Genomic DNA, 23,473 nt, shown 5'->3' with positions numbered 1-23,473 from the left:
TGGAGCGTCGCAAATGGGCAGCGACCTTCTCCGTCGCCGCCCATTTGCGCTCACGGCAAGGTGATCTTGCGGGTGAATTCGTCCGTCACGTTGGGCCCCGTGGCTACGCCGAATACCGGGTAGACAGTTTTCGAACCGCTAGCAGCCAGCCCCATGTAGTCGCCGAGGAAATGGCCGCCCGCCACGGGAGCGTTAAGGATGTTGAACGAGGTGTCGGTCAGCTTGAGTTCACTACTCCTCCAATTCTTGGGATCGGTACACGCAGTCGCAGTCGAGCAGAACACTGCGAAATAGTCGGTTCCCTCGAAGCCGGCGGGTGTGTTCGTGTCGTTGCGAAAGTCGTAGTAGGTCACCACGATCGTATTGCCGTCGCCCGACGGCACGACCGCCGGAATGAAAGCCTGCTGACGGCAGGGGTTGGTTGCGTTTGTCGGCGTCTGGTTGATCATCACTGGCGTTGACCAGGTAGCACCGCCATCTGTCGATTCGCTGAAGGCGATCGCGTCGACCGGAATCGATCCAGTGGGCGTGGTGCACGTCGCGGACGAAAAGCGATCGTCCTGCCAGGTGAGATAGATCGCCCCCGAGACCGGGTTGACGGCGACACTGTAAAGAATGGAGGCATCGCGTATCGACTGGCCGCTGTCAGGCGAGACCACTCCGACCGCCTGAATGTCGTTGGTGAATGTCGGCGCCGACCAGCTTCCGCCTTTATCCGCAGACTTGATATAGCCGATGCTCAGGCCCGACGGCGTAGCATTGATCGCCGTGAAGAAATCAAGCAGGGTTCCATCAGGCAACACGCGCACCATGTTGTCGATTGTCTGTGCGTTCGTCCCCGGCTGGTAAATCGGGGCGGCGGTGCTCCATGTCACGCCTTTGTCAGTGGATCGCGAGAAGAAGCTCGGGCCGGTGAAATTGAACTTGAATACGGGGGCGCCGCCCGCCGCGGATGCTGCACCGTTGCGCAATTGCCGCGCGATCAGAACGCCATCGTTTTCCGCGAGCAACTGGGCGCCTTCCTTCGTTGGCGGGAACACGCTCAACTGGTCCCAAACCGCATAGACGTAGTTGGCCGCGGTCGGGTCCGCAGTGAGCGAGTTCTTGTCATTGAGCACGTGAGGCGAGTTGCTGCGGATCAGCGTAACGGGAGTCTGCCAGGTTGCACCGTGGTCGCTCGAGCGGCTGACCAGCATCCCGCTATTGCGCGCGCCAAACGGCGTGGTCGGTTGCGCGGGGTCCAGCACCAGAGAGAAGAAGAAGGCCGTTCCGTCTTGCGCAAAGTCCACCCAGGGATCGGAAGCACGGCGGAATTTGCCGCCAGTGCAGTTAGTCACGCCGGACGGAATCGAGTTGGACCAGGTACTGCCCGCATCGTTGGAGACGACGCCGACGAGCCCGCGCGAGCCGCCGTCGCTCCAGCGATCCTGCTGGTGGCCGGCGAGGAGGCGAGACGAGTCCGTCGGGTCCACTGCAACCCAGGGCTCGATCGAGGTGGCGGGAAACAGGACGCTGCCGAATGCCGACTCCTGCGCGTGCAGCTTGTCGGCAGTGCAACCGCTAAATGGGTCGCCCGCGGCTACCTGGACGAGCGATCCCAGCGTTTGCGCGTGCGCGCCTGTGGCGATCGAGCATGCGAGCGCGACGACGCCAGCACCTGCAATGCCCTGCAAAACAGACCGGGATAGGCAACTGAAATTCATTTTCATTCTGGGCCTCGCGAAAAAGGGGAAAACGCCTGTGAATTGCCGGCTTTCCATTGCCGGCGCCATCACTTCCGACCTTCCGATACATATGAAAACGTCTTTTCCCAGCGCAGAACGATGCTTGCCGCCGTCCGCCGAAGACATGCAGCAATGCATGTATCTACCGGAACACACTAGGTCGCCGTGGCAGAACTTGTGTGAATAAATCTTTGCGTATGCCATTTCATTACTGACATCCCCGGCATTGCTGGCATGGCATGATGATTGCAGCGATCCTACGATGGCGGTCGAAGAATGTATCCGCTGCAGAAACGTGGCGTTTGAGATCGATGAACCAAAAAAAACCCGCTCTCGAAAGAGAGCGGGCGTGGACTAAAAGGAGCCACCCAGGGTGTTAGAGACCCTGGGATGCCTGCACTACTTCAATGACTCGTTCCCAGATAAGCGGCCTTCACTGACGGATCGTTGCGCAATTGCAGCGCCGGCCCATGCGCGGCGATCCGGCCGTTCTCCAATACGTAACCGTAATCCGCCACGTTGAGCGCCGCCGCGGCGAACTGCTCGACGAGCAGCATCGTCACGCCCTGGCCCTTCAGATTCTCGATGATGCGAAAGACCTCTTCGACGAGTATCGGTGCGAGCCCCATCGAAGGTTCGTCGAGCAGCACGAGTTCCGGGTTCAGCATGATCGCGCGCGCCATCGCGAGCATCTGCTGCTCGCCCCCGGAGAGGGTGCCGGCCAGTTGATGGCGCCGCTCTTTCAGACGCGGAAAGAGTTCGATCGCGCGTTCCAGATCGGCGTTCACGTCGCCGCGCGGACGCGCCCACGTGAGGCGTGGAAAGGCGCCGAGGGTCAGGTTGTCGTGCACGCTCATCGTCGCGAACACGCGCCGTCCTTCCGGCGAATGCGCGAGCCCGAGACGCGCGATGCGATGCGAGTCGAGCGCATCGATCCGCTTTGCGCTCGCGCCCACGCCCATCGTGATTTCGCCGTCGCTCGCGCGGATCATGCCGGAGATCGCGCGCATCGTGGTGGTTTTCCCCGCGCCGTTCGAGCCGATCAGCGTGACGACCGAGCCCTTGGGCACGTCGATCGAAATGCCGTGCAGCACTTTCACCTTGCCGTATCCTGCATGCAGATTCTTGACCGATAGCATGTGTGTTCCTGAGTGTTCCTGTGTATCTCGTGGGTCGAGGCAGGGGAGCCCGGCTCAGGCCGCTTGCCCCGCCGCCTCGCCGCCGAGATAAGCCTCGATGACTTTTTCGTTCGACTGGATGTCGGCCGGCTTGCCTTCCGCGATCTTCTGCCCGAAGTCGAGCACCGACACGCGATCGCAGACGCTCATCACGACGTCCATGTGATGTTCGATCAGCACGACGGTGATGCCGTGATCGCGCACCTTGCGGATGATTGCGACCAGCTCCTTGATGTCGGGCGCGGTCAGGCCGGCCGCCGGTTCGTCGAGCAGCAGCACTTGCGGATCGAGCGCGAGGGCCCGCGCGATTTCCAGCAGCCGTTGCTTGCCGTAGGGCAGGTTGCGCGCTTCTTCGCCGGCGGCATGTTCAAGCCCGACAAAGCGCAGCATGCCCAACGCGCGCTCACGGGCGGCGCGCTCCTCGCGCCGGTACCGCGGGGACATCAGTCCGACGTCCGCGATATGTGCGCGAAACGTGTGATGCAAGCCGACCAGCACGTTTTCGAGCGCGCTCATCTCGCCGAACAGCTGCACGTTCTGGAAGGTGCGTGCGATGCCCGCCAACGCGATCTGCGACGAAGTCTTGCCCGCGAGCGACATGCCGCGATACTCGATCGAGCCCGCGGTCGGCACATAGATGCCGGTCAACACGTTCATCATCGTGCTCTTGCCGGAGCCATTAGGGCCGATCAGCCCGTGAACCGTGCCGCGCCGCACGCTCAGGTCGACCTGGTTGAGCGCCTTGAGCCCGCTGAACTGCATCAGGATGCCGCGTAGTTGCAAGATTTCTTCCGTGTCGCCCGCGTGCACGGCGGCGACCGCGTCTGCGCCGATCGTCGCGGGTTGATGGGCGCCGACGGTGCTCGCGCGCACCACGCTGCCCATCATGCTCTTGCGCACGAATCCGATCACGCCGTCCTGCAGGTAGTACACGACGAGCAGGATCATCAGGCCAAAGATGCTCAGCCGCCAGTCGGCGAGCGTGTCGATGCAGTACGAAAACGCGGCGAGCCCCACCGTACCGAATACCGGAATCGCCACCTTGCGTGGCGTCGACACCTTGCGCGCGAGTGCTATGCCTGCGCCGATCACTACCGCGGCTGCCAGCACCGATGCGACGATGCGGAACATATCGATGTCATCGAGTAGCTTGGGTAGGAGCACGATGATCGCCGAGCCGAGCACCGCGCCGGTGCGCGTCTTGCGCCCGCCCATGATGATCGCGAGCAGGAACAGGATGGTCAGCTCGAAGTTGTAGGTATTCGGTGAGATGTACTGCTCCGAATACGAGTAGAGGCAGCCGGCCAGACCGGCGAAGCCCGCGCTTATCACGAACGCGTAGACCTTGTAGCGGTACACCGATACGCCCATACAGTCCGACGCGATCGGACTGTCTCGCAGGGCTTCGAAGGCCCGGCCCAGATGCGACTTGAGCACCCGGTGCACGACGATCAGCGAGGCCACCAGCAGAGCCGCGACGAGCCAGTAGTACTCGACTTCGTTCATCGGCCGCGCACCGAGCGACGGCTTCGGAATCTTGACGCCCATCGGCCCGTTGGTCAGGAAATCCATCTCGTTGATGAGAATCTGAAGGATCGTGCCGAACGCGAGCGTCACCATCGCGAGGTAGGGGCCGGACACGCGCAGTGCGGGCAGCGCGAGGATCGCGCCGAAGCCGGCCGTGACGAGAATCGCGAGCGGCGCGGTCACGAAAATCGGCAAGCCGAGCTTCATGAACAGCACCCCCGCCGTGTAGGCGCCAACCCCGAACAGCCCCGCATGCCCGAGCGAAACCTGGCCGGTGTAGCCGACCACGATGTCGAGACCGAACAGCAGGATCGCGTAGATCATGATGGTCTCGACCAGATGGATGTAGTACGGATTGCCCGACAGCACCGGGAACACCGCAAGCGCGATCAGCACAAGTGCCGTCGCAACGAGTTTCTTCAGATTCACGGCGGCCCTCACACTTTCTTGATTGAAGTCTTGCCGAACAGCCCGGCGGGTTTCATCGCGAGCACGATGAGCAGCAGGACCAGCCCCGGCACATCCTTATAGCCGGTGGAGAGATAGAAGCCGGTAGTGGTCTCGGCGATGCCGAGAATCACGCCGCCCACAAGAATGCCCAAACCGCTGGTGAGACCGCCGATGATCGCCACTGCGAACGCCTTGAGGCCGAGCACTGCGCCCATCGTCGCGCCGGTCAGCGTGAGCGGAGCGATCAGCACGCCGGCGAACGCGGCGGTCAGCGACGAGAGGGCATACGAAAACGTGATCACGAGGCCGGTGTTGATGCCCATCAGCGCGGCGGCGTCGCGGTCGTTCGCGGTGGCCACGACGGCCTTGCCGAAGATCGTCTTGCGGTTGAAGAACTCGACGGCCAGCATCATCGCGAGCGCGCCGCCGACCACCAGAAGTTCCATCGGCAGAACGTTGGCGCCGAACACCTTGAGCGGCGCTTCCGGCAGCGGCGACGGGAAGCGCAGATCGTCGCGGCCCCAGACGTTTTCCGCGACGTTCTTGAAGATGATGCCCAGCGCAATCGTCGACATGATCCAGCCGAATTCGGATTTGATCCTGATCGCGGGCCGCACCCCGATCCGTTCGACGAACGCGCCTTGCAACAGACCGAACGCGCAGACGAGCGGGATCATCAGCCAATAGTTGACGCCGAGCGAAACCAGCGTGAGGCCGACCAGCGCGCCGAGCATCAGCGCGTCGCCCTGGCCGAAGTTCAGCGTGCCGGAGGTCGCGAATGTGAGTTGGTAGCCGAATGCGATCACGGCGTAGATCATGCCGAGTGCGATCCCGCTATAGATGAGCTGTAAAAGAATGGTCATCGTCGAGCGCCTTAGAGTTCACCATCTATAAAACAAAGCCGCCCCCGCTGGCGGGCGGGTGCGGCTTTGGAGCATGCTGCCGCGCTGGATTTGGGCTTGTATCCGCGCTTAGTTCGTCGACGCCTGCTTGCTGCGCAACTGGCTGCCGTCCTTGCGATCAGCGTCATACGCATAGATCACGCGGCCGCCCTTGACCTCGCCAACCACCGGCACGTTCGGGCTGATCGCCTCGTGGTCGTCGTGCGTGAACGGCTTGTCGTACACCATCACGACGCCTTCCACCTTGCTGTTGAGGTTTTCGAGCGCGGCGCGCACCTTCGAACCATCGGTCGAACCTGCCTGGGTCATCGCCGCGGCCAGCAAATAGACCGAGTCGTAACCTTGGGCGGCGGACACCGCCGATTCGATGCGGTTGTTCTTAGGCTTGAACTCCTTGAGGTACGCGTCGATGAACGCCTTGCGCTTGGGCGTGTTCGCTTCCTGAATGAAGGTCTGCGGCATACGGGCGCCTTCGCCGTTGGTGCTCGCGTTGTCGATGTAGTTCGCCATCGACAGGGTCCAGCTGCCGATCAGCGGTACTTTCCAGCCGAGCTTGGCCATGCCGTTGGCGATCTGCGCGAGTTCCGGCCCAATGCCATAGGTCAATACCGCTTCAGCGCCGGCCTCCTTGGCCTTGAGCAACTGCGCGGTCATGTCGACGTCCTTGATATTGAATTTTTCTACGGCAACCGGCTTCACGCCTTTAGTGGCCAGCGCCTTTTCGAGGTCTTCGCGGCCGAGCTGACCGTAATTGGTCGAGTCCGCGAGAATCGCGACCTTCTTGAAGCCGCGTTTGGTGATCGCTTCTTCAACGATCATCGGCGCCTGAATGCGGTCGGCAGCGGCGTTGCGGAAGACGTAGTTATCTGGTTGATCGGTGAACTGCTTCGTCAGGACACTGCCAGTCGCGACGTTGTTGAACACCGGGATCTTCGCTTCCTGGAAGAAGCGTTGAGACGCGAGTGCCACGCCGGTATTGATGTAGCCCACCACCGCAGCCACTTTTTCCTTGTTGATCAGCTCTTGCGCGATCTGTACGCCGCGTTCATTTTTCGCTTCGTCGTCGCGCTCGACCAGCACGATCTGACGGCCAAGCACGCCACCGGCCTTGTTGATTTCCGCGGTGGCGAGCCGCACGCCGTCGCGCATGCTCACGCCCATCGAAGACGAACCGCCGGTGAAAGGTCCGTCGACACCGATCTTGATCGGGTCGGCGGCGTAACTGACGTCAATGAGGGCACACAACGCGAGCGCGCTCACAACGCTCTTCAAGCGAATTCCCATACTGTCTCCGTAGCATGTCTTTTTTTGCACAGAGCCTGGAAGCGGCTTCCATGCACGCCGACTGGACGTTCTCAGGGAGCCTGAGCGCCCGTCGTGACGGAGTATGGAATTGTTAATGTATGTGTAATATTCGGACTTACCCGCGTGGTGCAATACCGGGGTTATTGGCAGATTAGAGAGAAGCGTCTAACTTTTGTTATCGAGCGGCGGCACCGACCGACTGATTGACTCTGATATCTGTCGTTTAATTTCCTGCGCGCCAATTCGGTGCCGTCGCCGAGCTTGGCAAACCCATCACCTCGCCCGCGCCGCAAGGCGCGCAATCATCCGCTCCGCCATTGCGCGATCGATCACTTCGAATGAGCGGCTCGTGCGCTCATAGGCATACATGGCGCCAGTCGCGATGTCGAACCACCAGCCGCTCAATACGAGTGCCCCGGCGGTGACTTGCTGGCGGACGATCGGGTAGGTCATCAGGTGCTCGAGCTGGACGAGTACATTGAGTTGCGACAATTGATCGTGCGCTTTCAGGCTGTCATCGAGCGGACCTTCCTGTTCGAGGCGAAACGCCGCGTTGTTGGCGTGGCATAGCCATTTATCCAGGTTTGGCGATTTCAGCTTGGCGTGTCGTGAGAACACGGACTTCATCGCGCCGCACTCCGAATGGCCGCACACGACGATATTCGCGACTTTCAGCACCAGCACCGCATATTCGATCGCGCTTGCCTCGGAAAGATCTCCGGTAGAGACGCCCTCCGAAGTCGCCGGTGGAATCAGATTGCCCACGTTGCGCATCGTAAAGAGATCGCCGGGATGCGTCGATGCAAGCAGATCCGGCACAACCCGACTGTCCGAGCACGTGATGAATAGCGCATCGGGTGTTTGAGCGAGCGCCAGTTTGCTGAACTGCTGCGCGTATTGCGGCAGCATCTTCTCCCGGAACTCGACGATGCCCATGATGAGTTTTCGCATGATCGCCTCTCAAAGGACGGGTTGCCTTGCTGCCGAGGTGTCCGAGCCTCCAAGCCCTTGCGAGTCCGGGATACGGGCCAACGCCAGGTCCTCCGGAAATGGATGCCGCGCACCGATCTCACGGTCCAGCAGGGTCAGCTCGACCCGCAATGCGTCGTGACGATGCTCCGGCAAGCACTGGAGGAGATTCTCTATCGCCGCGCGCTGACGCCGCGCGATCTGGATGCTGCCCGCGCCATACTGACGTATCTCGCGAAAACTGATATGCACGAAATCTTCCCAGTTCGGCGTTCGAAAGATGACGCACACGCGGCCAGACTTATCCCTGATCTCTTCGGTGTACAAAGACCGCTTTCCGACTACGCGCAACAACCGCTGCAGTTGATCGATGGCGAGCACGGCCGTTGTGGGATCGTTGATCGCGGCCGACAACGCTTTCAGCGCGATATCGACAAGGATGCGGAACGCGAACATGGGATCCTGTTCCATCGTGCGTTCGGTCCCAAAGGCGACCAGTGTACGCAGCCGGTTTTCATCGATTGCGCCCGCGTCCCCGTACAGATAGAACAAGGGTTCGTCCACCGCGACGAAATCGCCGACTTGCGGCACGAATTCGATAACCGAGTTCGTGCGTCTCGCCTTGGCAACCAGCCTTTCGAGATTCACGGCCAGAACGATGCCGGATGTACCGCTGTGGCGAACGATGCGATCAGGTGCGCCTCGCTTGCGGTCAATGCACGGCGGGGCGATCCGGCCCGTCGCCGGCGCGGGATAAACGCTTTCGATGACCGCGATCCCGTGCTCTCCGACTCGCGCCACGAGGCTGACTGGACGCAGAAATTTCGCCGCATAGTCGATCAGGAAAAGGAAGGCGACGACGGAAGCGAATCCGAATAGCGCTGCAATGAATACCTGAAGCTGGTGCACCTCACTCTCACCCATCCAGCCCAGGGTCCTGTTGGCGAATAACAGTGTGAAAACGAACAATCCCGAGATGTTGCGGATCACGTTATCGCGCAGCAAGGTCGTCGCGATGATCCGCGGCGTGTATTGACCGCCAGCGACCTGGATCGCGACGAGCAGCGAACCGAAGGTAAATACCAGAAACGCGAGGTCCGCGGAAACGATGTCGCCGACAAGCGACCGCGCTCCAGTCATGGACAGCCCGAAAAGGCCGGTTTTCGGGTCGAGGATGTCGTGTCCGATCAGCCACCTTCCCAGCATTTCAGTGAGCGGCTTCACCACCGCGTAGATCGCCACTGCGACGAGCGGTACCGTCCACAGGGAAGACCTGAGGTAACTCTTTAAGCTGTACCAGCGGTTCCAGTCCATGATTGCGCGCTTCCTACGTCGCGATTCGCCTCGGACGACGATGAAAAGGAGACTCCTCGGGCACGTGGAGTCTCCCCAACCAATCAGACACGTGACCTTCAGGTCGGTCAATGAGACTTTGGTCCGACAGCTCGACGCCTGAGGACGTGCGAAACCGCGCGACGACGATGACGAGAGATCGTTATGAAGAATGGCCGCAGGTGAGCGTCGTCTAACGCGCCATCGTGGGGAGTGCGTCTTCGGCGACTGGCGCTCCCGCCCGCACATCTTCGGCAGCGGCGGCGGTATCGGACGCCACATGGGCCAGCTTCATCAGACGCGGCTGCAGCAGCAGCGCGACGAGACCGCTCCAGCCCGTCTGATGCGAAGCGCCGACCCCACGCCCGCTGTCGCCGTGAAAGTACTCGTGGAAGAGCACGAGATCAGACGAACGCGGGTCGGCCTGCAACTGCGGATAAGCCGCCATCACCGGTCGCATGCCGTGCTCGTCCTTCAGAAAGAGGGTGGTGACACGCCGTGCGAGACCGTCGGCGATCTCGCTGAGCGAGCACCGCTTGCCTGACCCCGTCGGATACTCGATGCGGAACTCGTCGCCGTAGTAGCGATGGAATTCATACAGCGATTCGATCAGCAGATAGTTGACGGGCATCCACACGGGTCCGCGCCAGTTCGAATTGCCGCCGAATACGCGCGAATCCGATTCGGCCGGCTGATACTCGATGCAGACATGCGCGCCGCCATAATCGAACTCGTACGGTGTATCGCGATGCACGCGTGACAGTGCACGCACGCCGTGATCGGACAGGAATTCGTTTTCGTCGAGCGCGCGCCGCAGCAGCGCCGTCATCCGGTATCCGCGCAGCAGCGACAGCAGCGTGGTATTGCCCTTGCCGGGTTCGGTCCAGCGCGACACCAGCTTGGCCAGGTTCGGCCGGTGATCGAGAAACCACGCGAGCCGTTCTCGCAAGCCGGGCAGATGGCCGTATATCCGTTCTTCGAGCACATGCACGGCGAACAGCGGAATCAGACCGACGATCGAGCGAACGCGCATCGGCACACGGGTTCCGTCCGGAAGATGCAGGACGTCATAGAAGAATTCGTCGCGGCCGTCCCATAGGCCTGTTCGGCAACCCTCGCTGCAACCGACGGCTTCCGCGATATACAGGAAGTGCTCGAAAAACTTCACCGCGATTTCGACGTACGCATTGTTCGTCATCGCGAGCTCGAGTCCGATCTGCATCAGGTCGAGCGCATACGAGGCCATCCACGCGGTGCCGTCGGCCTGGTCGATGCGGCCGCCGGTCGGCAGCGGCGAAGAGCGATCGAAGATCCCGACGTTGTCGAGCCCGAGAAAGCCACCCTGGAAGATATTGCGATCCTCCGCATCCTTGCGGTTGACCCACCACGAAAAGTTCAGCAGCAGCTTGTGGAACATCACTTCGAGAAACTGCTGGTCGCCGACGCCTGTGACTTCACGGTCGAGTTCGTACACGCGCCAAGTCGCCCATGCATGAACCGGCGGGTTCGCGTCGCCGAACGCCCACTCGTACGCGGGCAATTGTCCGTTCGGATGCATGTACCGTTCTTTCACGAGCAGCAGCAACTGTTTCTTCGCGAAGTCGGGATCGATCATCGCGAACGCTGCGGCATGAAACGCGAGATCCCACGACGCATACCACGGGTACTCCCACTTGTCCGGCATCGAGACGACGTCGCCGTTGCACATATGCCGCCAGTCGGCATTGCGGCCGTGCCGGCGTCCTTTCGGCGGCTTCGGCTGACCGGGGTCGCCGTCGTGCCAGCGCGTCACGTCGAACTGGTAGTACTGCTTCGTCCATAGCATGCCGGCGAGCGCCTGGCGTTGCACGAGCCGTGCATCGGCGTCGGCGATGTCGTGCTGGAGTGCCGCGTAGAACTCGTCGGCCTCCGCGATGCGGCGCGCGAACAGCGCTTCGAAGTCGAGCGGCGCGTCGTCGCGCGCGATGCCCGCTAGTGCCGCCGGACGCCAGCGCAGATACAGCACCGCGCGCTCGTGCGGCGCGAGCGACAGCGCCACATGCGCGGCGGCGCGGGTGCCCGCGTCGCGGCGTATCGCCTGCTCGTCGCCATCGACGAGGTAATCGTTGAAGCCATCCTTGAACGGGCCCGCACCGGCGATGCCGAAGATGCGGCGCATATTGGTTTCGTTTTCGCAGAACAGCCATTCGATCGGCTGCGGCGCCGAGGCCGTGACGATCATCGTGCCCAGCGCGGGATTGTGCGCGATCACGCGCGCGCCTTCGGCGGATTCCGTCTCGAGCGTCAGCGAGGGCCTGCCGGGCTTGCCAGACCAGGCCCAGCGGTTGCGCGCCCAGAACAGCGGCAGCACATGGAGTGGCGCGTGCTGATCCGCGCGGTTTTCGACGCTGATGCGCATCACGATGTCGTCGGGTGTGTGCTTCGCGTATTCGACCCAGACGTCGAAATAGCGATCGTCGTCGAACACGCCGGTATCGAGAATTTCGTATTCGGGCTGATCGGCGCCGCGGCGGCCGTTTTCGCCGATCAGGTCCTGATACGGATACGCATCGTGCGGGTACTTGTAGAGCATCTTCATGTACGAGTGCGTCGGCGTGCCATCGACATAAAAGTAAAGCTCCTTCACGTCTTCGCCGTGATTGCCCTGCGCATTGGTCAAGCCAAACAGCCGCTCCTTCAGGATGGAGTCGCGCCCGTTCCAGAGCGCGAGCGACACGCACCAGTCGAGTGGATCGTTGCCGAATCCGGCAATGCCGTCCTCGCCCCAGCGGTACATGCGGCTGCGCGCATGATCGTGGGGGAAATACTCCCAGGCGGTGCCGTAGTCGCTGTAGTCCTCGCGAACCGTGCCCCACTGCCGGTCGCTCAGATAAGGCCCCCAGCGGCGCCAGCAGTCCAGGTCCGGGCCATGCAGACGGATTCCTTCCTTCGAACGGAGCAGATCGTTGGCGCGTAGCGATGACATGAGACCTCCCAAGCTGGGATCGACTGCCGAACACTTTCAGTGCGTGAGTCCCCGCCGGTCCTGTGGCGCATGCGCTGCCTGGCGGTACTTGGATGATAGGCGCCGTTTAGCCTTATTGAGTTCGGCTCCGAACCAGTGAGGTGCGGGTTACTACCGCCATCGGGCATCCATCACGATGCATGTTTTGTCCGGGCAAACGTCGTCTCTGTCCATTGAGGGGAACGCGGCTCAGGCTCTAAATTGGCGCCATTAAGCCCAACTGGCGAGTCAGTTCGCTGTCGCCTTTTCAGGTGGCAGGGAACGATCGTGGGCCGCGGAGCGGTATTCGGTTGGCCGCAGTCCCGTCTGCTTGCGGAAGAAGCGTCCGAAATACGCCTCGTCCTGAAAGCCCAGTTCGCTGGCGATCTGCTTCACGCTGAGCGTCGAATAGCCGAGCAGCCGCTTGGCCTCATGGATCGAGCGTGCATCGATCGCCTCGATGGCCGAGACCCCGAACGTAGCGCGGCAGATGCGGGAGAGCTGGCCGGTGGTCACGCCCATCTCGCCGGCATAGCTGGCGACCGGGCGCCGCTCACGGCAATGGCGGTCGAGCAGGGCGCGGAACCGTTCGATTCGCGCAGCCATCGTGCGCTGCTCGGAACTGGCCGAGAGCCGGGCGCTCTCGCTGAGACGCCCGATCTTGACGAACAGCGTGATGGTGAGTGCGGCGCCCGCGGTGAACTGCCAGCGCTCGTGGCTCTCCGCCTCGTGCCCGATCGACTGAAATAGCGTGTCCAGAGATGTGCCCCGCTCCACGTCGGGATCGATCGACAGCACCGTCGGCGTGCGGATGAATTCCAGCAGCTCGGGCGCGGCCGTCATCGCCAGCGATTCCAGCGCGGACTGCGCGGCGGTGATCACGTGGCCGTCGATGTCGCTGCGGAAGTGAAAGCCGTGGACCGAGCGCGCCGGCACGACGACGAGGCATGGCGCCTGGACGGCCCAGGTCTTGCCGTCGATGAAAGTCTCGCCGCCGCCGGCGGTGATGTACAGCACCTGGATCAGCGCGTCGTGGACGTGCGGTTCGATGTCGAAGTCGAAACGCCCCGCACGCAGCGGAATGCGCTCGTAATGGACCATGTCGACCCAAGGCTGGTCGGCTTCCGCGCCATAGAGCGCGAAATGCAGCACGGTCCGGCGGCGCTGCTGGTCAGAGGCCATGATGCACGTTATGTCCTGCTCTATGTCGACTCTGTCCATTGTTCCACAGGCGCTCGAGGCGTTCAATGGCGATACGGATATCAGGAAGCGTAATCGCAGAAATATTTCAGGAAGGAAATTACATGAGACAGGAACTTGAAAATCGCGCAGCGGCCTCGACCCCGTACGCGCTGAACTTGCACGGAAAGGTCTGCGTGGTCACGGGTGCGGGCAGTGGCATTGGTGCCGGCATCGCGCGCGCCTTCGCCGCTGTCGGCGCACACGTGGCGCTCGTGGATCGGAATCTTGCCGGTGCTGAAGCTGTCGCCGCCGAGCTTCGGAAGGCCGGTGCGGTGGCGCAGGCGATCGGCTGCGACGTGTCGGACGAAGCTTCGGTCGCCGCGGCTGCCGACAAGGTTCGCGCGGAGCTCGGGCCGGTCAGCGCGCTCGTCAACAATGCAGGGCTGCTGCGCGCCGGCGCGCTCGAGACGGTCTCGATCGAGGACTGGAACCAGGCCATCGCCGTCAACCTGACCGGCTATCTGCTGTGTGCCCGGGCGTTCGGGCGCGACATGCTGGCGGCGGCCAAGGGCAGTATCGTCCACGTTGCGTCGATTGCGTCGCTCAATCCGCAGACCAATAGCGGTTCCTATAGCCCGAGCAAGGCTGGCGTGCTGCTGCTGTCGCGGCAGTTGGCGGCGGAGTGGGGCCCACGCGGCGTGCGCAGCAACTGCGTGCTGCCCGGCATGATCCGCACCGCGCTGTCCGCGAAGTTCTACGAGGAGCCCGGCTTCGAGGCTCGCCGCGCCGCCGCCACCGCGAGCCGCCGCATCGGCGAGCCGGAGGACCTGGCCGGCCCGGCGCTGTTCCTCGCCTCCGATATGGCTGCCTACGTCAATGGCGCCGAGGTGCTCGTCGACGGCGGGCTCGATTGCATGCTGATGGACATGGTTCCGCGCCCCGGCTTCAACGCTACCGCGGCCGCGTGAGCGCCATCACACCACAACGACAAGGAGATTGGATATGACCAAGGAGATCACCTGCGATCTGGTCGTGGTCGGATCGGGTGCCGCGGGCCTCGCCACTGCGATCACTGCACGCAAGCGCGGCCTCGATGTCATCGTGCTCGAGAAGGAGCCCGTGTTCGGTGGTACGACCGCGCTGTCGGGCGGGGTCTTATGGATTCCGCTCAGCAAATACGGCTGGCAGCAGAACCCGGCCGACACCGTCGAGCGCGTGCGCGAATACATGATGAGCGAGACGGGCAATAACTACGATGCCGCCGCGGTCGAGTGCTTTGTCGAGAACGGGCCGAAAATGGTCGAGTTCTTCGAGCGCGAGACCGAAATGAAGTTCGTGCCCACGCTCTATCCGGACTATCACCCGGATGCGCCCGGCGGCGTCGACATCAGCCGCTCGATCCTCGCCGCGCCCTATGACATTCGCGGGCTGGGCAAGGACATGCGCCGCCTCAAGCAGCCGCTCGAGACGATCACTTTCATGGGGATGATGTTCAATTCCTCGAACGCGGACCTCAAGCACTTCTTCCGCGCGACCAGGTCGATCGTTTCGTTCCTCTATGTGGCGCGCCGTCTGGCTACGCACATCAAGGAACTGGCGCTCTACCGGCGCGGGATCAACGTCACGAGCGGCAACGCGCTCGCCGCGAGGCTCGCGAAGTCGGCGCTGGCGATCGACATTCCGATCCTCACTTCGACGCCCGTGAAGGAACTGCTGAGCAAGAGCGGCAAGGTGACCGGTGTGCGCGCGAGCGCCGCGGACGGTGAGCTTCGAATCAGCGCCCGGCACGGCGTCGTGCTGGCTTGTGGCGGCTTCCCGCACGATCTGAAGCGCATCGCGCAGGTCTATCCGCATGTGAAGCGTGGCGGTGAGCATCTGTCGCCCACGCCCGTCGGCAATTCCGGCGACGGGCTGACCCTGGCGGAGAAGGTGGGTGGTGCCGTGAAGCTCGGCTTCGCCGATGCGGCGGCCTGGATGCCTGTCTCGAAGGTGCCCTTCGGCAAGGGCCGCACTGGCGTGTTTCCGCATCTGCTCGACCGCTATAAGCCCGGCGTGATCGGCGTGCTGCGCAGCGGTCAGCGCTTCACCAATGAATCGAACTCCTACCACGACGTTGGCGCCGCTTTGATGCGCGCCTGCGAGGGTGAACGGGAGACGGCGATGTGGCTGATCTGTGACAAGGTGGCGCTGGGCAAGTATGGACTGGGCTATGCCAAGCCCGCACCGATGCCGGTGGGGCCGCTGCTGCGCAAAGGCTACCTGATCAAGGGCGACACGATCGGCGAGCTGGCGCGCAATTGCGGCATCGCTCCCGATGCGCTCGAAATGACGGTCCATGCCTACAATCGCGATGCCGAGCGCGGAGAAGACCCGGCGTTCCATCGCGGTCGCACCTCGTTCAACCGTTATCTCGCCGATCCGGACCACAAGCCCAATCCTTGCGTTGCGCCTATCGCGACCGGCCCCTTCTATGCGGTGAAGGTGGTGATGGGCGATCTGGGCACCTTCGACGGCCTCGAGACGAGCGTCACTGGCGAAGTGCTGCGGGCCGACGGCAGCGAGATCGAGGGCCTTTACGCGGTCGGCAATGACCGGCGCAGCGTGATGGGCGGCAACTATCCGGGCGCCGGTATCACGCACGGGCCGAATATGACGTTCGGCTTCGTCACCGGTAACGCGATCGCCACCAAAGCCATGACTTCCAAAGAGGAGGTGTGCGCATGAATACACGCTCCATGTATCTGGCAAAGCCCCTGTTGGATTTCCGGATCTACACGATCGCGCTACGCAAGATGCCCGAGTTTCTCGACGTGTTCGACAGGCTCGCGATGCCAATCCTGCTCGAGACGCTTGGACATCCGCTCGGCTTTTGGACGAGCATGGTCGGGCCGCAGAACCAGTTCACCCACCTGTGGGGGTATGACGATCTGGCCGACTACGAACGACGGTGCCTGGCACGCGATACGCACCCGGACTTCCCCGCCTATCTGAAGGCATCGGGCCATCTGATCACGGCGCAGGAGACACGGCTCATTCGCGCCACCGCGCTGGATAGCGTCGCAAAGTAAGCCGAAGCTGTCCGCCGAAGCGGGCTCCATCGCGGAGCCCGCGCGCTTCTCTCACAAAAGAGGCGGCTCAGGTCTGGTTGCCCCACAGATCGTCGATCGCGCGGATCGCCAGCAAGTATCCGTTCGCACTGCGCGACGCAACGAATGAACTGGCTCAGCTGAGCAATATGGCGGGATTTCCGAGTCGGCCGCCGCTCCGCAAGGGATGAACAATTTGCGGGCACACCCCTGCGCGCATGCTTCTCCACCTGCATTGACGCGCACTACGCAGCAGAAAATTTCGCACCTTATCCCCGCTTTCCCTGTCAAACGATAAGCCGCCCGAACCGCCGTTCAGGGCGCCGGCACTTCCGCGCCTACAGGCACGGGTTGTGCACGTGATCTCCTGCACGCATTCGACATCGGAAGAATAGGGAGGGCGGTCATGACCACGACTGCCAGTTTTCACATCGGGTATACGCGATATCTCGGACCCGAAAGCGAGCCCGTGCAGCCATTGCCGGCCTTCGCGCGGGAACCAGAGGCGCTGATTTCCCTCTATCGCGCGATGGTGCTGACCCGCGCATTCGATACCAAAGCGGTCGCGCTGCAGCGCACCGGCAAGCTCGGCACCTTTGCATCGTCGGTGGGGCAGGAGGCGATCGGGGTGGGCGTCGCGAGCGCGATGCAGGCCGATGACGTGCTGTTCCCTTCATATCGCGATCATGCGGCGCAATTGCTGCGCGGCGTCACGATGACGGAAAGCCTCCTGTATTGGGGCGGTGACGAACGCGGCAGCGACTTCAGCGTGCCGCGGCTCGACTTTCCAAATTGCGTTCCTATCGGCACCCAGGTGTGTCATGCCGCCGGCGCGGCCTACGCGTTCAAGCTGCGCGGCGAGCCGCGCGTCGCCGTGACGATCTGCGGCGATGGCAGCACATCTAAGGGCGACTTCTACGAAGCGATGAACATGGCGGGCGTCTGGCAGGCCCCGCTCGTGCTCGTCGTCAACAACAACCAGTGGGCGATCTCGGTGCCGCGCAGCAGGCAGAGCGCGGCGCAGACGCTCGCGCAGAAGGCAATCGCGGCGGGCATCGACGGCTTGCAGGTCGACGGCAACGATGTGATCGCCGTGCATCAGGTGATGCATGCGGCACTCGCGAAAGCGCGCCGAGGCGACGGCCCGACGCTGATCGAAGCGCTCAGCTATCGACTCGGCGATCACACGACGGCCGACGATGCAACGCGCTATCGCGACTCAGATGAGATTCAGAAGCAATGGGAACAAGAGCCGCTGCTGCGTTTGCGCAAGTATCTGATGCGGATGAACTTCTGGGACAAAGCGCAGGACGAGCAACTCGGCCGGGCGTGTCACGCGCAGGTCGAGGCAGCCGTCGAGGCGTATCTGGCTGTGCCGCCCCCCGATACTTCCGCGATGTTCGATCACCTGTACGAGACGCTGCCGCATGCCATGCGTGAGCAACTGGAAAGCGCGCAGCGATTCGCGCCGATCGCGGGCAATGGTCGGCATGGTCAGAACGGAGGCACCGGCCATGGCTGATCTGAACATGATCGATGCGCTCAATCTGGCGCTCGCGTACGAACTCGAGCACGATCCCGCCGTCGTGCTGCTCGGCGAGGACATCGGCGTGAACGGTGGCGTGTTTCGCGCGACGGTCGGCCTGCAGGCACGCTTCGGCACGCAACGCGTGCTCGACACGCCGCTCGCCGAGGCAGCGATCGCGGGCACCGCGATCGGCATGGCGGCGATGGGACTGAAGCCCGTTGCCGAGATCCAGTTCAGCGGGTTTCTGTATCCGGCGATCGATCACGTGCTCAATCATGCGTCCCGTCTGCGGCATCGGACCCGCGGACGCCTCACCTGTCCGCTCGTGATCCGCACGCCGTGCGGCGCAGGCATCCATGCGCCCGAACATCACTCCGAAAACCCCGAAGCGCTGTTCGCGCACATTCCCGGCTTGCGCGTTGTCACGCCTTCGTCGCCGGCGCGCGCGTACGGGCTGTTGCTGGCCGCGATTCGCGATCCCGACCCGGTGATCTTCTTCGAGCCGACGCGCCTGTATCGGCTGTTCCGGCAGACAGTGGAAGACAACGGCGAAGGGCTGCCGCTCGACACCTGCTTTACGCTGCGCGACGGCTCGGATGTGACGCTGGTGTGCTGGGGCGGTGCCGTGCAGGACGCACAGGGCGCCGCCGATCTGCTCGCGCAGGAAGGCGTGATGGCCGAAGTGATCGACGTCGCGACGCTCAAGCCGATCGACATGAACACGATCCTGGCCTCGGTCGCGAAGACGGGGCGCTGCGTGATCGTGCACGAGGGCTCGCGCACGGGCGGCATCGGCGCGGAGATCGCCGCCAATATCGCCGAGCGCGGACTTTATTCGCTGCTCGCGCCTGTGCAGCGCGTGACCGGCTACGACGTGGTGGTGCCGCTGTACCGGCTCGAGAATCAATACATGCCTGGTGCCTCGCGCATCGTCGCCGCGGTGCGGCAAGCTATGGAGGCGTCATAAAGCCATGAAAATCTTCAAACTGCCGGACCTCGGCGAAGGCTTGCAGGAAGCGGAAATCGTCGAATGGCATGTGAACGATGGCGACGAAGTGCGCGCGGACCAACCGTTGCTGTCGGTCGAAACGGCGAAGGCGATCGTCGAGATTCCGTCGCCGCAATCCGGCCGCATCACGAAGCTGTTCGGACGGACCGGCGATATCGTGCATCTGGGCGCGCCGCTCGTCGCGTTCGAGGGCGAGGCCGATGATGCAGACGCGGGCACTGTCGTCGGCCATATGGAAGTTGGCCAGCATGTCGTGCAGGACGCGCCTGCGTCGCCTGGCACGGGCGGTGGCGTCAGCGCGGGCGGCGGTGTGATCAAGGCGATTCCGGCGGCGCGCGCGCTGGCGCGCAAGCTGGATGTCGATCTCTCGATGGTGACACCGTCCGGCCCGGAAGGCGTCATCACGGCGGCTGACGTACAGCGCGTCGCGAAGATACTTGGCGAAGTCGGTCCGGCCGAAGTGCTGCGCGGCGTGCGGCGTGCGATGGCGCACAACATGGCGCGAGCGCAAAGCGAAGTGGCCGCCGCGACCGTGATCGACGATGCCGACATTCACGCATGGCCGCCGCACACCGACGTGACGATTCGCCTGATCCGCGCGCTGGTCGCGGGCTGCCGCGCCGAGCCGGCACTGAACGCATGGTTCGACGGACATACGGGGCGACGCCACGTACTTGAGAAGATCGATCTCGGCATTGCCGTCGATCTGCCCGATGGGCTTTTCGTGCCCGTGCTGCGCGACGTCGCGCATCGCGATGCGGCGGATCTGCGCGGCGGTCTCGACCGGATGCGCGCCGATATCCGCGCGCGCAAGATTCCGCCGGAAGAAATGCGCGGCAACACGATCACGCTGTCGAACTTCGGGATGATTTCGGGGAAGTACGCGGCGCCCATCGTCGTGCCGCCCACCGTCGCGATCCTCGGCGCGGGGCGCATCCACGAACAGGTCGTCGCGGCAGACGGCGCGCCTGCCGTGCACCGGATCTTGCCGCTCAGCCTGACGTTCGATCATCGCGTCGTGACAGGCGGCGAGGCGGCGCGCTTCCTGGCGGCGACGATCGCGGATCTGCAGAACGCGTGGTAGCGGTTAGCGTGTGCTAGGCGTGATTCGCCAACATCGCATCGATACGAGCGCGCGCCTCGCGGTCGATGTTCGCGAGGGCAACGCTCTCCGACTCGTATGTAACGGGATCGGCGAAGTCACCGGTGACGTGTTGTTTTCGAGTCCTTCTGCGTAGCGACCACGTGACGCGATAGGTCAGCGCGATTCCATCGGACAAACGGGCCGTGCGTGGCTCCATGTGCGCTTCGATAACGAATCCGCGATAGCGCCCGACGATGTGACGTTTCATCGATTGATGAACGATCAGGCAGCCAGGCGGCCTATCCCCATTTCCGGACGGCGCAGGCCCGGCGGGAACACGTGCCATGTGCCGTCGGCATGGCGAAAGAAGAAGAGTGAAAACGTCCCGGACGGCCGATCGATCTGGATGCACACGCGGCATGTGCCGCCCGAGCGGCAGCGGTCGAGCAAACGCACGCACCCCCCGCGGCCCCGCGTCGGGCCAACGAGTTTTTCGACCTCGGAACGCAGTGACCTGTTGCCCGCCATGATTTTCCCTTCGATATCCGATGAGTCGATGCTATGGAGATCGGCGCGTGCGTCCAATCGGCGCGGGCGGAATGTCGTCTCAGGAAGCGCTGATTTCGGCCGTCAGGATTTCCTGAACCAGGACCAGCACGCGGAACGGCAATATTCAAAGATCCAGAACCAGCTCCGCGGATTTCGCTCGCGACACGCAAACCATGATCTGCGTTTCTTTCTCGTCGTCGCGCAGCACCAGGTCCCGATGATCCGCCTCTCCTGAGCACAATGCTGTCTTGCACGAGCCGCAGGTGCCGCTTTCGCACGAACTCGGCACGCGCACGTTCGCGTCGCGCAGCACCTGGAGGATCGAGCGATTGGCGGGAATGTCGAACGACGTGCCGCTGCGCGAAAGCCGCACGGTGAACGGCGTGCTTTCGCGTGCATTCGCATTGCTTGCGCCGAAGCTCTCGAAGTGCACCGTGCCCGACGGCCAATGGCCGGTCATGTCCCGCACGGTGTCCATCAGCGCCTGCGGGCCGCAGCAGTACACGTGTTGCGCCGGCTTCGACCGCTCGAATACGGGCCAGAAGTCGAATGCTTTCGACGGGTCGCCGTGATCGTGATGAATCTTCACGTCGGAACGCCATTCGTCGCTGGTCAGTTCATCGAAGAACGCCGTGCCTTCCGGATCGCGCGCGAGGTAGTACAGCTTGAACGAGCGCAGGCCTTCCGCCCGCAACTGCCGCGCCATCGACAACATAGGCGTGATACCGATGCCGCCCGCGACGAGAACGAATGACTTGGCGCGCTCATCGAGGGGAAACTCGTTGCGGGGCAAGGAGACGTCCACGGCGTCACCCTCGGCCGTATCGTCGATGAAGCTCATCGAACCGCCGCGTCCGTTGCTGTCACGCTTGACCGCGATGACGTAACGATCGCGCTCCTGCGAGTCATTGCACAGCGAATAACTGCGTCGCGAACCGTTGGGCACCACGACAATCAAGTTCGCCCCCGCCTCGAACGCCGGCAGCGGCGCGCCTTGCGGGTCGGTCAGTTCAAAGCGCCAGATGTCACGGGCGATCTTCTCCTTGCCGGCAATCTTCAGTCGAAGAAAACCGTCTTCGAGTGGGGGCGTCATGTCTGTCTCCTTCTGACCAGTCCAGTCTTGCGTTGCATCAACATGGACGCATCTTATTGCTAGATCTCTAATGATGCAAGTCAAGGAGTACGATTTTTCGCGCTGTTGCTCTCGGTATAAACCCGTGCTTGTCAGCGACATAAAGCCGCCGTAACCTGAATATTAGAGCTCTAATCAAACTATTCAGAAAGAAATTCGGAGAGATTCAGTCATGGCACATTCAACGTTGCACTCAGGGGACCTATCCCTGTCTGCCATAGCCGATTCGGCGGCGGAGGAGGCGACATACCGCAAGATCACGCTGCGGCTCATGAGCTTTCTTTTCCTGTGCTGGGTCCTCAACTATCTCGATCGCGTCAACGTCAGCTTCGCGCAGCTACAACTGAAGCACGATCTCGGGTTGAGCGACGCGGCGTACGGGCTCGGCGTGAGTTTGTTCTTTATCGGCTACATCCTGCTCGAAGTGCCGAGCACGCTGCTGCTGCGGCGCATTGGCGCCCGCAAGACAGTCACCCGGATCATGCTGCTGTGGGGCGGCATCTCCACTGCCATGGCTTTCATGACCGCTCCGTGGCAGTTCTATCTCGCGCGCACGCTCCTCGGCGCGGCCGAAGCGGGCTTCTGGCCCGGCATCATCCTTTATCTGTCGTACTGGTATCCGGCGAAGCGCCGCGCTCGTATCACATCGCGGTTCCTGCTGGCGATCGCGGTTGCGGGGATTATCGGCGGCCCGCTTTCCGGGTTCATCCTGCAAAACTTCATGGACGTCTGGGGTTTTCGCAACTGGCAGTGGCTGTTCTTCCTTGAAGGCTTGCCGGCCGTGATTGCCGGTGTCGTTGCCTACTTCTACCTGATCGACCGTCCGCAGGATGCGAGGTGGCTGACCGAGGATCAAAAACGAATCGTCATCGGCGCGCTCGACGAGGAAGGGCGCAGCAAGCCGCATAACTCGCCGAGCACGCTCCTCGCGGCGCTGCGCGACCCGCGCGTGTACGTGATTGCCGCGGGCTGGGCCACGGTGCCCATCTGCGGAACCATCCTCAACTACTGGACGCCCACGATCATCAAGCAGTCAGGCGTTTCGAACCTGCTGCAGATCGGCTTCCTGTCGGCGCTGCCTTATATCGTCGGCGCGGTCGCCATGCTGCTGATCGCACGCAGCTCCGACCTGCGGCTCGAGCGTCGCTGGCACTTCGTGCTGTCGACGACAGCGGGCGCCACGGGCGCGGTGCTCCTGACGGTTCTGACGAACAACTCGGTTGCCGCCATCGCGTGCCTGAGCCTCGTTTCGGTGAGCTATTTCGCGGCCGCAGCCATTATCTGGACCATTCCGCCGAACTACCTGAAGGGCGCGGCGGCTGCCGGCGGTATCGGCGTGATCAGCAGTCTTGGCCAGGTGGGCGCTTTCTTCGCACCAATAGTCCTCGGCTGGGTGAAGAGCGCGACCGGCAGCTTCTCGGCCGGCATCCTGCTGGTCGCGGCGCTCGTTTTCATCGGCGGCATCGCCGTCTTCTTCGGCGTGCCGCGCGAGCGGCAGGCACAGCAATCCGGCGTGTGACGATGCACACGACG

19 protein-coding genes are annotated in these 23,473 nt (G+C 62.8%); 7 read left to right on the top strand and 12 right to left on the bottom strand.

Translation table 11 applies throughout. The features are described 5' to 3' along the window. Positions 1 to 50 precede the first annotated feature (50 nt). The 9 genes from AB3X95_RS09810 to AB3X95_RS09770 form a co-directional block, all read right to left on the bottom strand. The gene (locus AB3X95_RS09810; protein ID WP_368621201.1) at positions 51 to 1,709 is read right to left on the bottom strand and encodes a sialidase family protein; all 1,659 of its coding nucleotides are present in this window, start codon (positions 1,707 to 1,709) and stop codon (positions 51 to 53) included. 419 nt (positions 1,710 to 2,128) lie between these two features. Then, positions 2,129 to 2,863, bottom strand: a complete 735-nt coding sequence (locus AB3X95_RS09805) for an ABC transporter ATP-binding protein (RefSeq protein ID WP_368621200.1) — start codon at positions 2,861 to 2,863, stop codon at positions 2,129 to 2,131. A gap of 54 nt (positions 2,864 to 2,917) precedes the next feature. Continuing rightward, on the bottom strand, positions 2,918 to 4,858 hold the full coding sequence (locus tag AB3X95_RS09800) for an ATP-binding cassette domain-containing protein (RefSeq protein WP_368621199.1): 1,941 nt from the start codon (positions 4,856 to 4,858) through the stop codon (positions 2,918 to 2,920). An 8-nt stretch (positions 4,859 to 4,866) separates the two neighbouring features. Beyond that, positions 4,867 to 5,742 (bottom strand): branched-chain amino acid ABC transporter permease, encoded by an 876-nt coding sequence (locus tag AB3X95_RS09795; RefSeq protein ID WP_176122035.1) that lies wholly within the window; start codon positions 5,740 to 5,742, stop codon positions 4,867 to 4,869. A gap of 108 nt (positions 5,743 to 5,850) precedes the next feature. Next, a complete protein-coding gene (locus tag AB3X95_RS09790) occupies positions 5,851 to 7,065 on the bottom strand; it encodes an ABC transporter substrate-binding protein (RefSeq protein ID WP_176366540.1) in 1,215 nt (404 codons plus the stop codon). Positions 7,066 to 7,359: 294 nt separating this feature from the next. After that, positions 7,360 to 8,037 (bottom strand): carbonic anhydrase, encoded by a 678-nt coding sequence (locus AB3X95_RS09785; protein WP_176122037.1) that lies wholly within the window; start codon positions 8,035 to 8,037, stop codon positions 7,360 to 7,362. Between the two features lie 9 nt (positions 8,038 to 8,046). Next, on the bottom strand, positions 8,047 to 9,369 hold the full coding sequence (locus AB3X95_RS09780) for a DUF2254 domain-containing protein (protein ID WP_368621198.1): 1,323 nt from the start codon (positions 9,367 to 9,369) through the stop codon (positions 8,047 to 8,049). Positions 9,370 to 9,580: 211 nt separating this feature from the next. Beyond that, complete coding sequence (locus AB3X95_RS09775) at positions 9,581 to 12,352, bottom strand: glucosidase (RefSeq protein ID WP_368621197.1); 2,772 nt, start codon at positions 12,350 to 12,352, stop codon at positions 9,581 to 9,583. Between the two features lie 267 nt (positions 12,353 to 12,619). Then, positions 12,620 to 13,552: a helix-turn-helix domain-containing protein gene (locus tag AB3X95_RS09770; protein ID WP_368621196.1), complete on the bottom strand. Its 933-nt coding sequence runs from the start codon at positions 13,550 to 13,552 to the stop codon at positions 12,620 to 12,622. Between the two features lie 122 nt (positions 13,553 to 13,674). Here AB3X95_RS09770 and AB3X95_RS09765 point away from each other — a divergent pair, with 122 nt between their 5' ends. From AB3X95_RS09765 to AB3X95_RS09740, 6 genes are all read left to right on the top strand, one after another. Beyond that, positions 13,675 to 14,520, top strand: a complete 846-nt coding sequence (locus tag AB3X95_RS09765; protein ID WP_368621195.1) for an SDR family NAD(P)-dependent oxidoreductase — start codon at positions 13,675 to 13,677, stop codon at positions 14,518 to 14,520. Positions 14,521 to 14,554: 34 nt separating this feature from the next. Further along, positions 14,555 to 16,276: an FAD-dependent oxidoreductase gene (locus AB3X95_RS09760; RefSeq protein WP_368621194.1), complete on the top strand. Its 1,722-nt coding sequence runs from the start codon at positions 14,555 to 14,557 to the stop codon at positions 16,274 to 16,276. Next, complete coding sequence (locus tag AB3X95_RS09755; protein WP_368621193.1) at positions 16,273 to 16,620, top strand: NIPSNAP family protein; 348 nt, start codon at positions 16,273 to 16,275, stop codon at positions 16,618 to 16,620. The genes AB3X95_RS09760 and AB3X95_RS09755 overlap by 4 nt, the downstream gene beginning before the upstream one ends. A gap of 424 nt (positions 16,621 to 17,044) precedes the next feature. Then, the gene (pdhA, locus tag AB3X95_RS09750; protein ID WP_368621192.1) at positions 17,045 to 18,160 is read left to right on the top strand and encodes a pyruvate dehydrogenase (acetyl-transferring) E1 component subunit alpha; all 1,116 of its coding nucleotides are present in this window, start codon (positions 17,045 to 17,047) and stop codon (positions 18,158 to 18,160) included. Beyond that, on the top strand, positions 18,153 to 19,133 hold the full coding sequence (locus tag AB3X95_RS09745) for an alpha-ketoacid dehydrogenase subunit beta (RefSeq protein WP_368591981.1): 981 nt from the start codon (positions 18,153 to 18,155) through the stop codon (positions 19,131 to 19,133). Before pdhA ends, AB3X95_RS09745 begins: the two co-directional genes overlap by 8 nt. 4 nt (positions 19,134 to 19,137) lie before the next feature. Beyond that, on the top strand, positions 19,138 to 20,259 hold the full coding sequence (locus AB3X95_RS09740) for a dihydrolipoamide acetyltransferase family protein (RefSeq protein ID WP_368621191.1): 1,122 nt from the start codon (positions 19,138 to 19,140) through the stop codon (positions 20,257 to 20,259). Positions 20,260 to 20,272: 13 nt separating this feature from the next. Here the strand turns inward: AB3X95_RS09740 and AB3X95_RS09735 are convergent, their stop codons facing one another. The 3 genes from AB3X95_RS09735 to AB3X95_RS09725 all read right to left on the bottom strand — a co-directional run bounded on the left by AB3X95_RS09735 (position 20,273) and on the right by AB3X95_RS09725 (position 21,901). Beyond that, a complete protein-coding gene (locus AB3X95_RS09735; protein ID WP_368621495.1) occupies positions 20,273 to 20,605 on the bottom strand; it encodes a hypothetical protein in 333 nt (110 codons plus the stop codon). Further along, positions 20,542 to 20,787: a hypothetical protein gene (locus AB3X95_RS09730; RefSeq protein ID WP_184227600.1), complete on the bottom strand. Its 246-nt coding sequence runs from the start codon at positions 20,785 to 20,787 to the stop codon at positions 20,542 to 20,544. Before AB3X95_RS09730 ends, AB3X95_RS09735 begins: the two co-directional genes overlap by 64 nt. Positions 20,788 to 20,932: 145 nt before the next feature. Beyond that, positions 20,933 to 21,901, bottom strand: a complete 969-nt coding sequence (locus tag AB3X95_RS09725) for a 2Fe-2S iron-sulfur cluster-binding protein (RefSeq protein WP_368621478.1) — start codon at positions 21,899 to 21,901, stop codon at positions 20,933 to 20,935. A gap of 211 nt (positions 21,902 to 22,112) precedes the next feature. Between AB3X95_RS09725 and AB3X95_RS09720 the strand changes: the two genes are divergently transcribed. Further along, positions 22,113 to 23,459, top strand: coding sequence for an MFS transporter (locus tag AB3X95_RS09720; RefSeq protein ID WP_176122047.1), 1,347 nt, complete (start codon positions 22,113 to 22,115; stop codon positions 23,457 to 23,459). Positions 23,460 to 23,473 lie beyond the last annotated feature (14 nt).

The sequence above is a fragment of the Paraburkholderia sp. BR13444 genome (assembly GCF_040948755.1).
Classification (GTDB): Bacteria; Pseudomonadota; Gammaproteobacteria; order Burkholderiales; family Burkholderiaceae; genus Paraburkholderia; species Paraburkholderia youngii.
Note: the sequence above shows the minus strand (reverse complement) of the source record. Positions and strands in the feature narration are given on the sequence as shown.

Bases quoted from the DNA above. Each gene is read 5' to 3' on its own strand.
- AB3X95_RS09755 (WP_368621193.1), top strand. From the start codon at position 16,273: ATGAATACACGCTCCATGTATCTGGCAAAGCCCCTGTTGGATTTCCGG.
- AB3X95_RS09780 (WP_368621198.1), bottom strand. From the start codon at position 9,369: ATGGACTGGAACCGCTGGTACAGCTTAAAGAGTTACCTCAGGTCTTCC.
- AB3X95_RS09770 (WP_368621196.1), bottom strand. From the start codon at position 13,552: ATGGCCTCTGACCAGCAGCGCCGCCGGACCGTGCTGCATTTCGCGCTC.
- AB3X95_RS09730 (WP_184227600.1), bottom strand. From the start codon at position 20,787: ATGGCGGGCAACAGGTCACTGCGTTCCGAGGTCGAAAAACTCGTTGGC.
- AB3X95_RS09720 (WP_176122047.1), top strand. From the start codon at position 22,113: ATGGCACATTCAACGTTGCACTCAGGGGACCTATCCCTGTCTGCCATA.
- AB3X95_RS09775 (WP_368621197.1), bottom strand. From the start codon at position 12,352: ATGTCATCGCTACGCGCCAACGATCTGCTCCGTTCGAAGGAAGGAATC.
- AB3X95_RS09740 (WP_368621191.1), top strand. From the start codon at position 19,138: ATGAAAATCTTCAAACTGCCGGACCTCGGCGAAGGCTTGCAGGAAGCG.
- AB3X95_RS09785 (WP_176122037.1), bottom strand. From the start codon at position 8,037: ATGCGAAAACTCATCATGGGCATCGTCGAGTTCCGGGAGAAGATGCTG.
- AB3X95_RS09765 (WP_368621195.1), top strand. From the start codon at position 13,675: ATGAGACAGGAACTTGAAAATCGCGCAGCGGCCTCGACCCCGTACGCG.
- AB3X95_RS09805 (WP_368621200.1), bottom strand. From the start codon at position 2,863: ATGCTATCGGTCAAGAATCTGCATGCAGGATACGGCAAGGTGAAAGTG.
- AB3X95_RS09745 (WP_368591981.1), top strand. From the start codon at position 18,153: ATGGCTGATCTGAACATGATCGATGCGCTCAATCTGGCGCTCGCGTAC.
- AB3X95_RS09795 (WP_176122035.1), bottom strand. From the start codon at position 5,742: ATGACCATTCTTTTACAGCTCATCTATAGCGGGATCGCACTCGGCATG.
- AB3X95_RS09725 (WP_368621478.1), bottom strand. From the start codon at position 21,901: ATGACGCCCCCACTCGAAGACGGTTTTCTTCGACTGAAGATTGCCGGC.
- AB3X95_RS09810 (WP_368621201.1), bottom strand. From the start codon at position 1,709: ATGAAAATGAATTTCAGTTGCCTATCCCGGTCTGTTTTGCAGGGCATT.
- AB3X95_RS09735 (WP_368621495.1), bottom strand. From the start codon at position 20,605: ATGGCACGTGTTCCCGCCGGGCCTGCGCCGTCCGGAAATGGGGATAGG.
- AB3X95_RS09760 (WP_368621194.1), top strand. From the start codon at position 14,555: ATGACCAAGGAGATCACCTGCGATCTGGTCGTGGTCGGATCGGGTGCC.
- pdhA (WP_368621192.1), top strand. From the start codon at position 17,045: ATGACCACGACTGCCAGTTTTCACATCGGGTATACGCGATATCTCGGA.
- AB3X95_RS09790 (WP_176366540.1), bottom strand. From the start codon at position 7,065: ATGGGAATTCGCTTGAAGAGCGTTGTGAGCGCGCTCGCGTTGTGTGCC.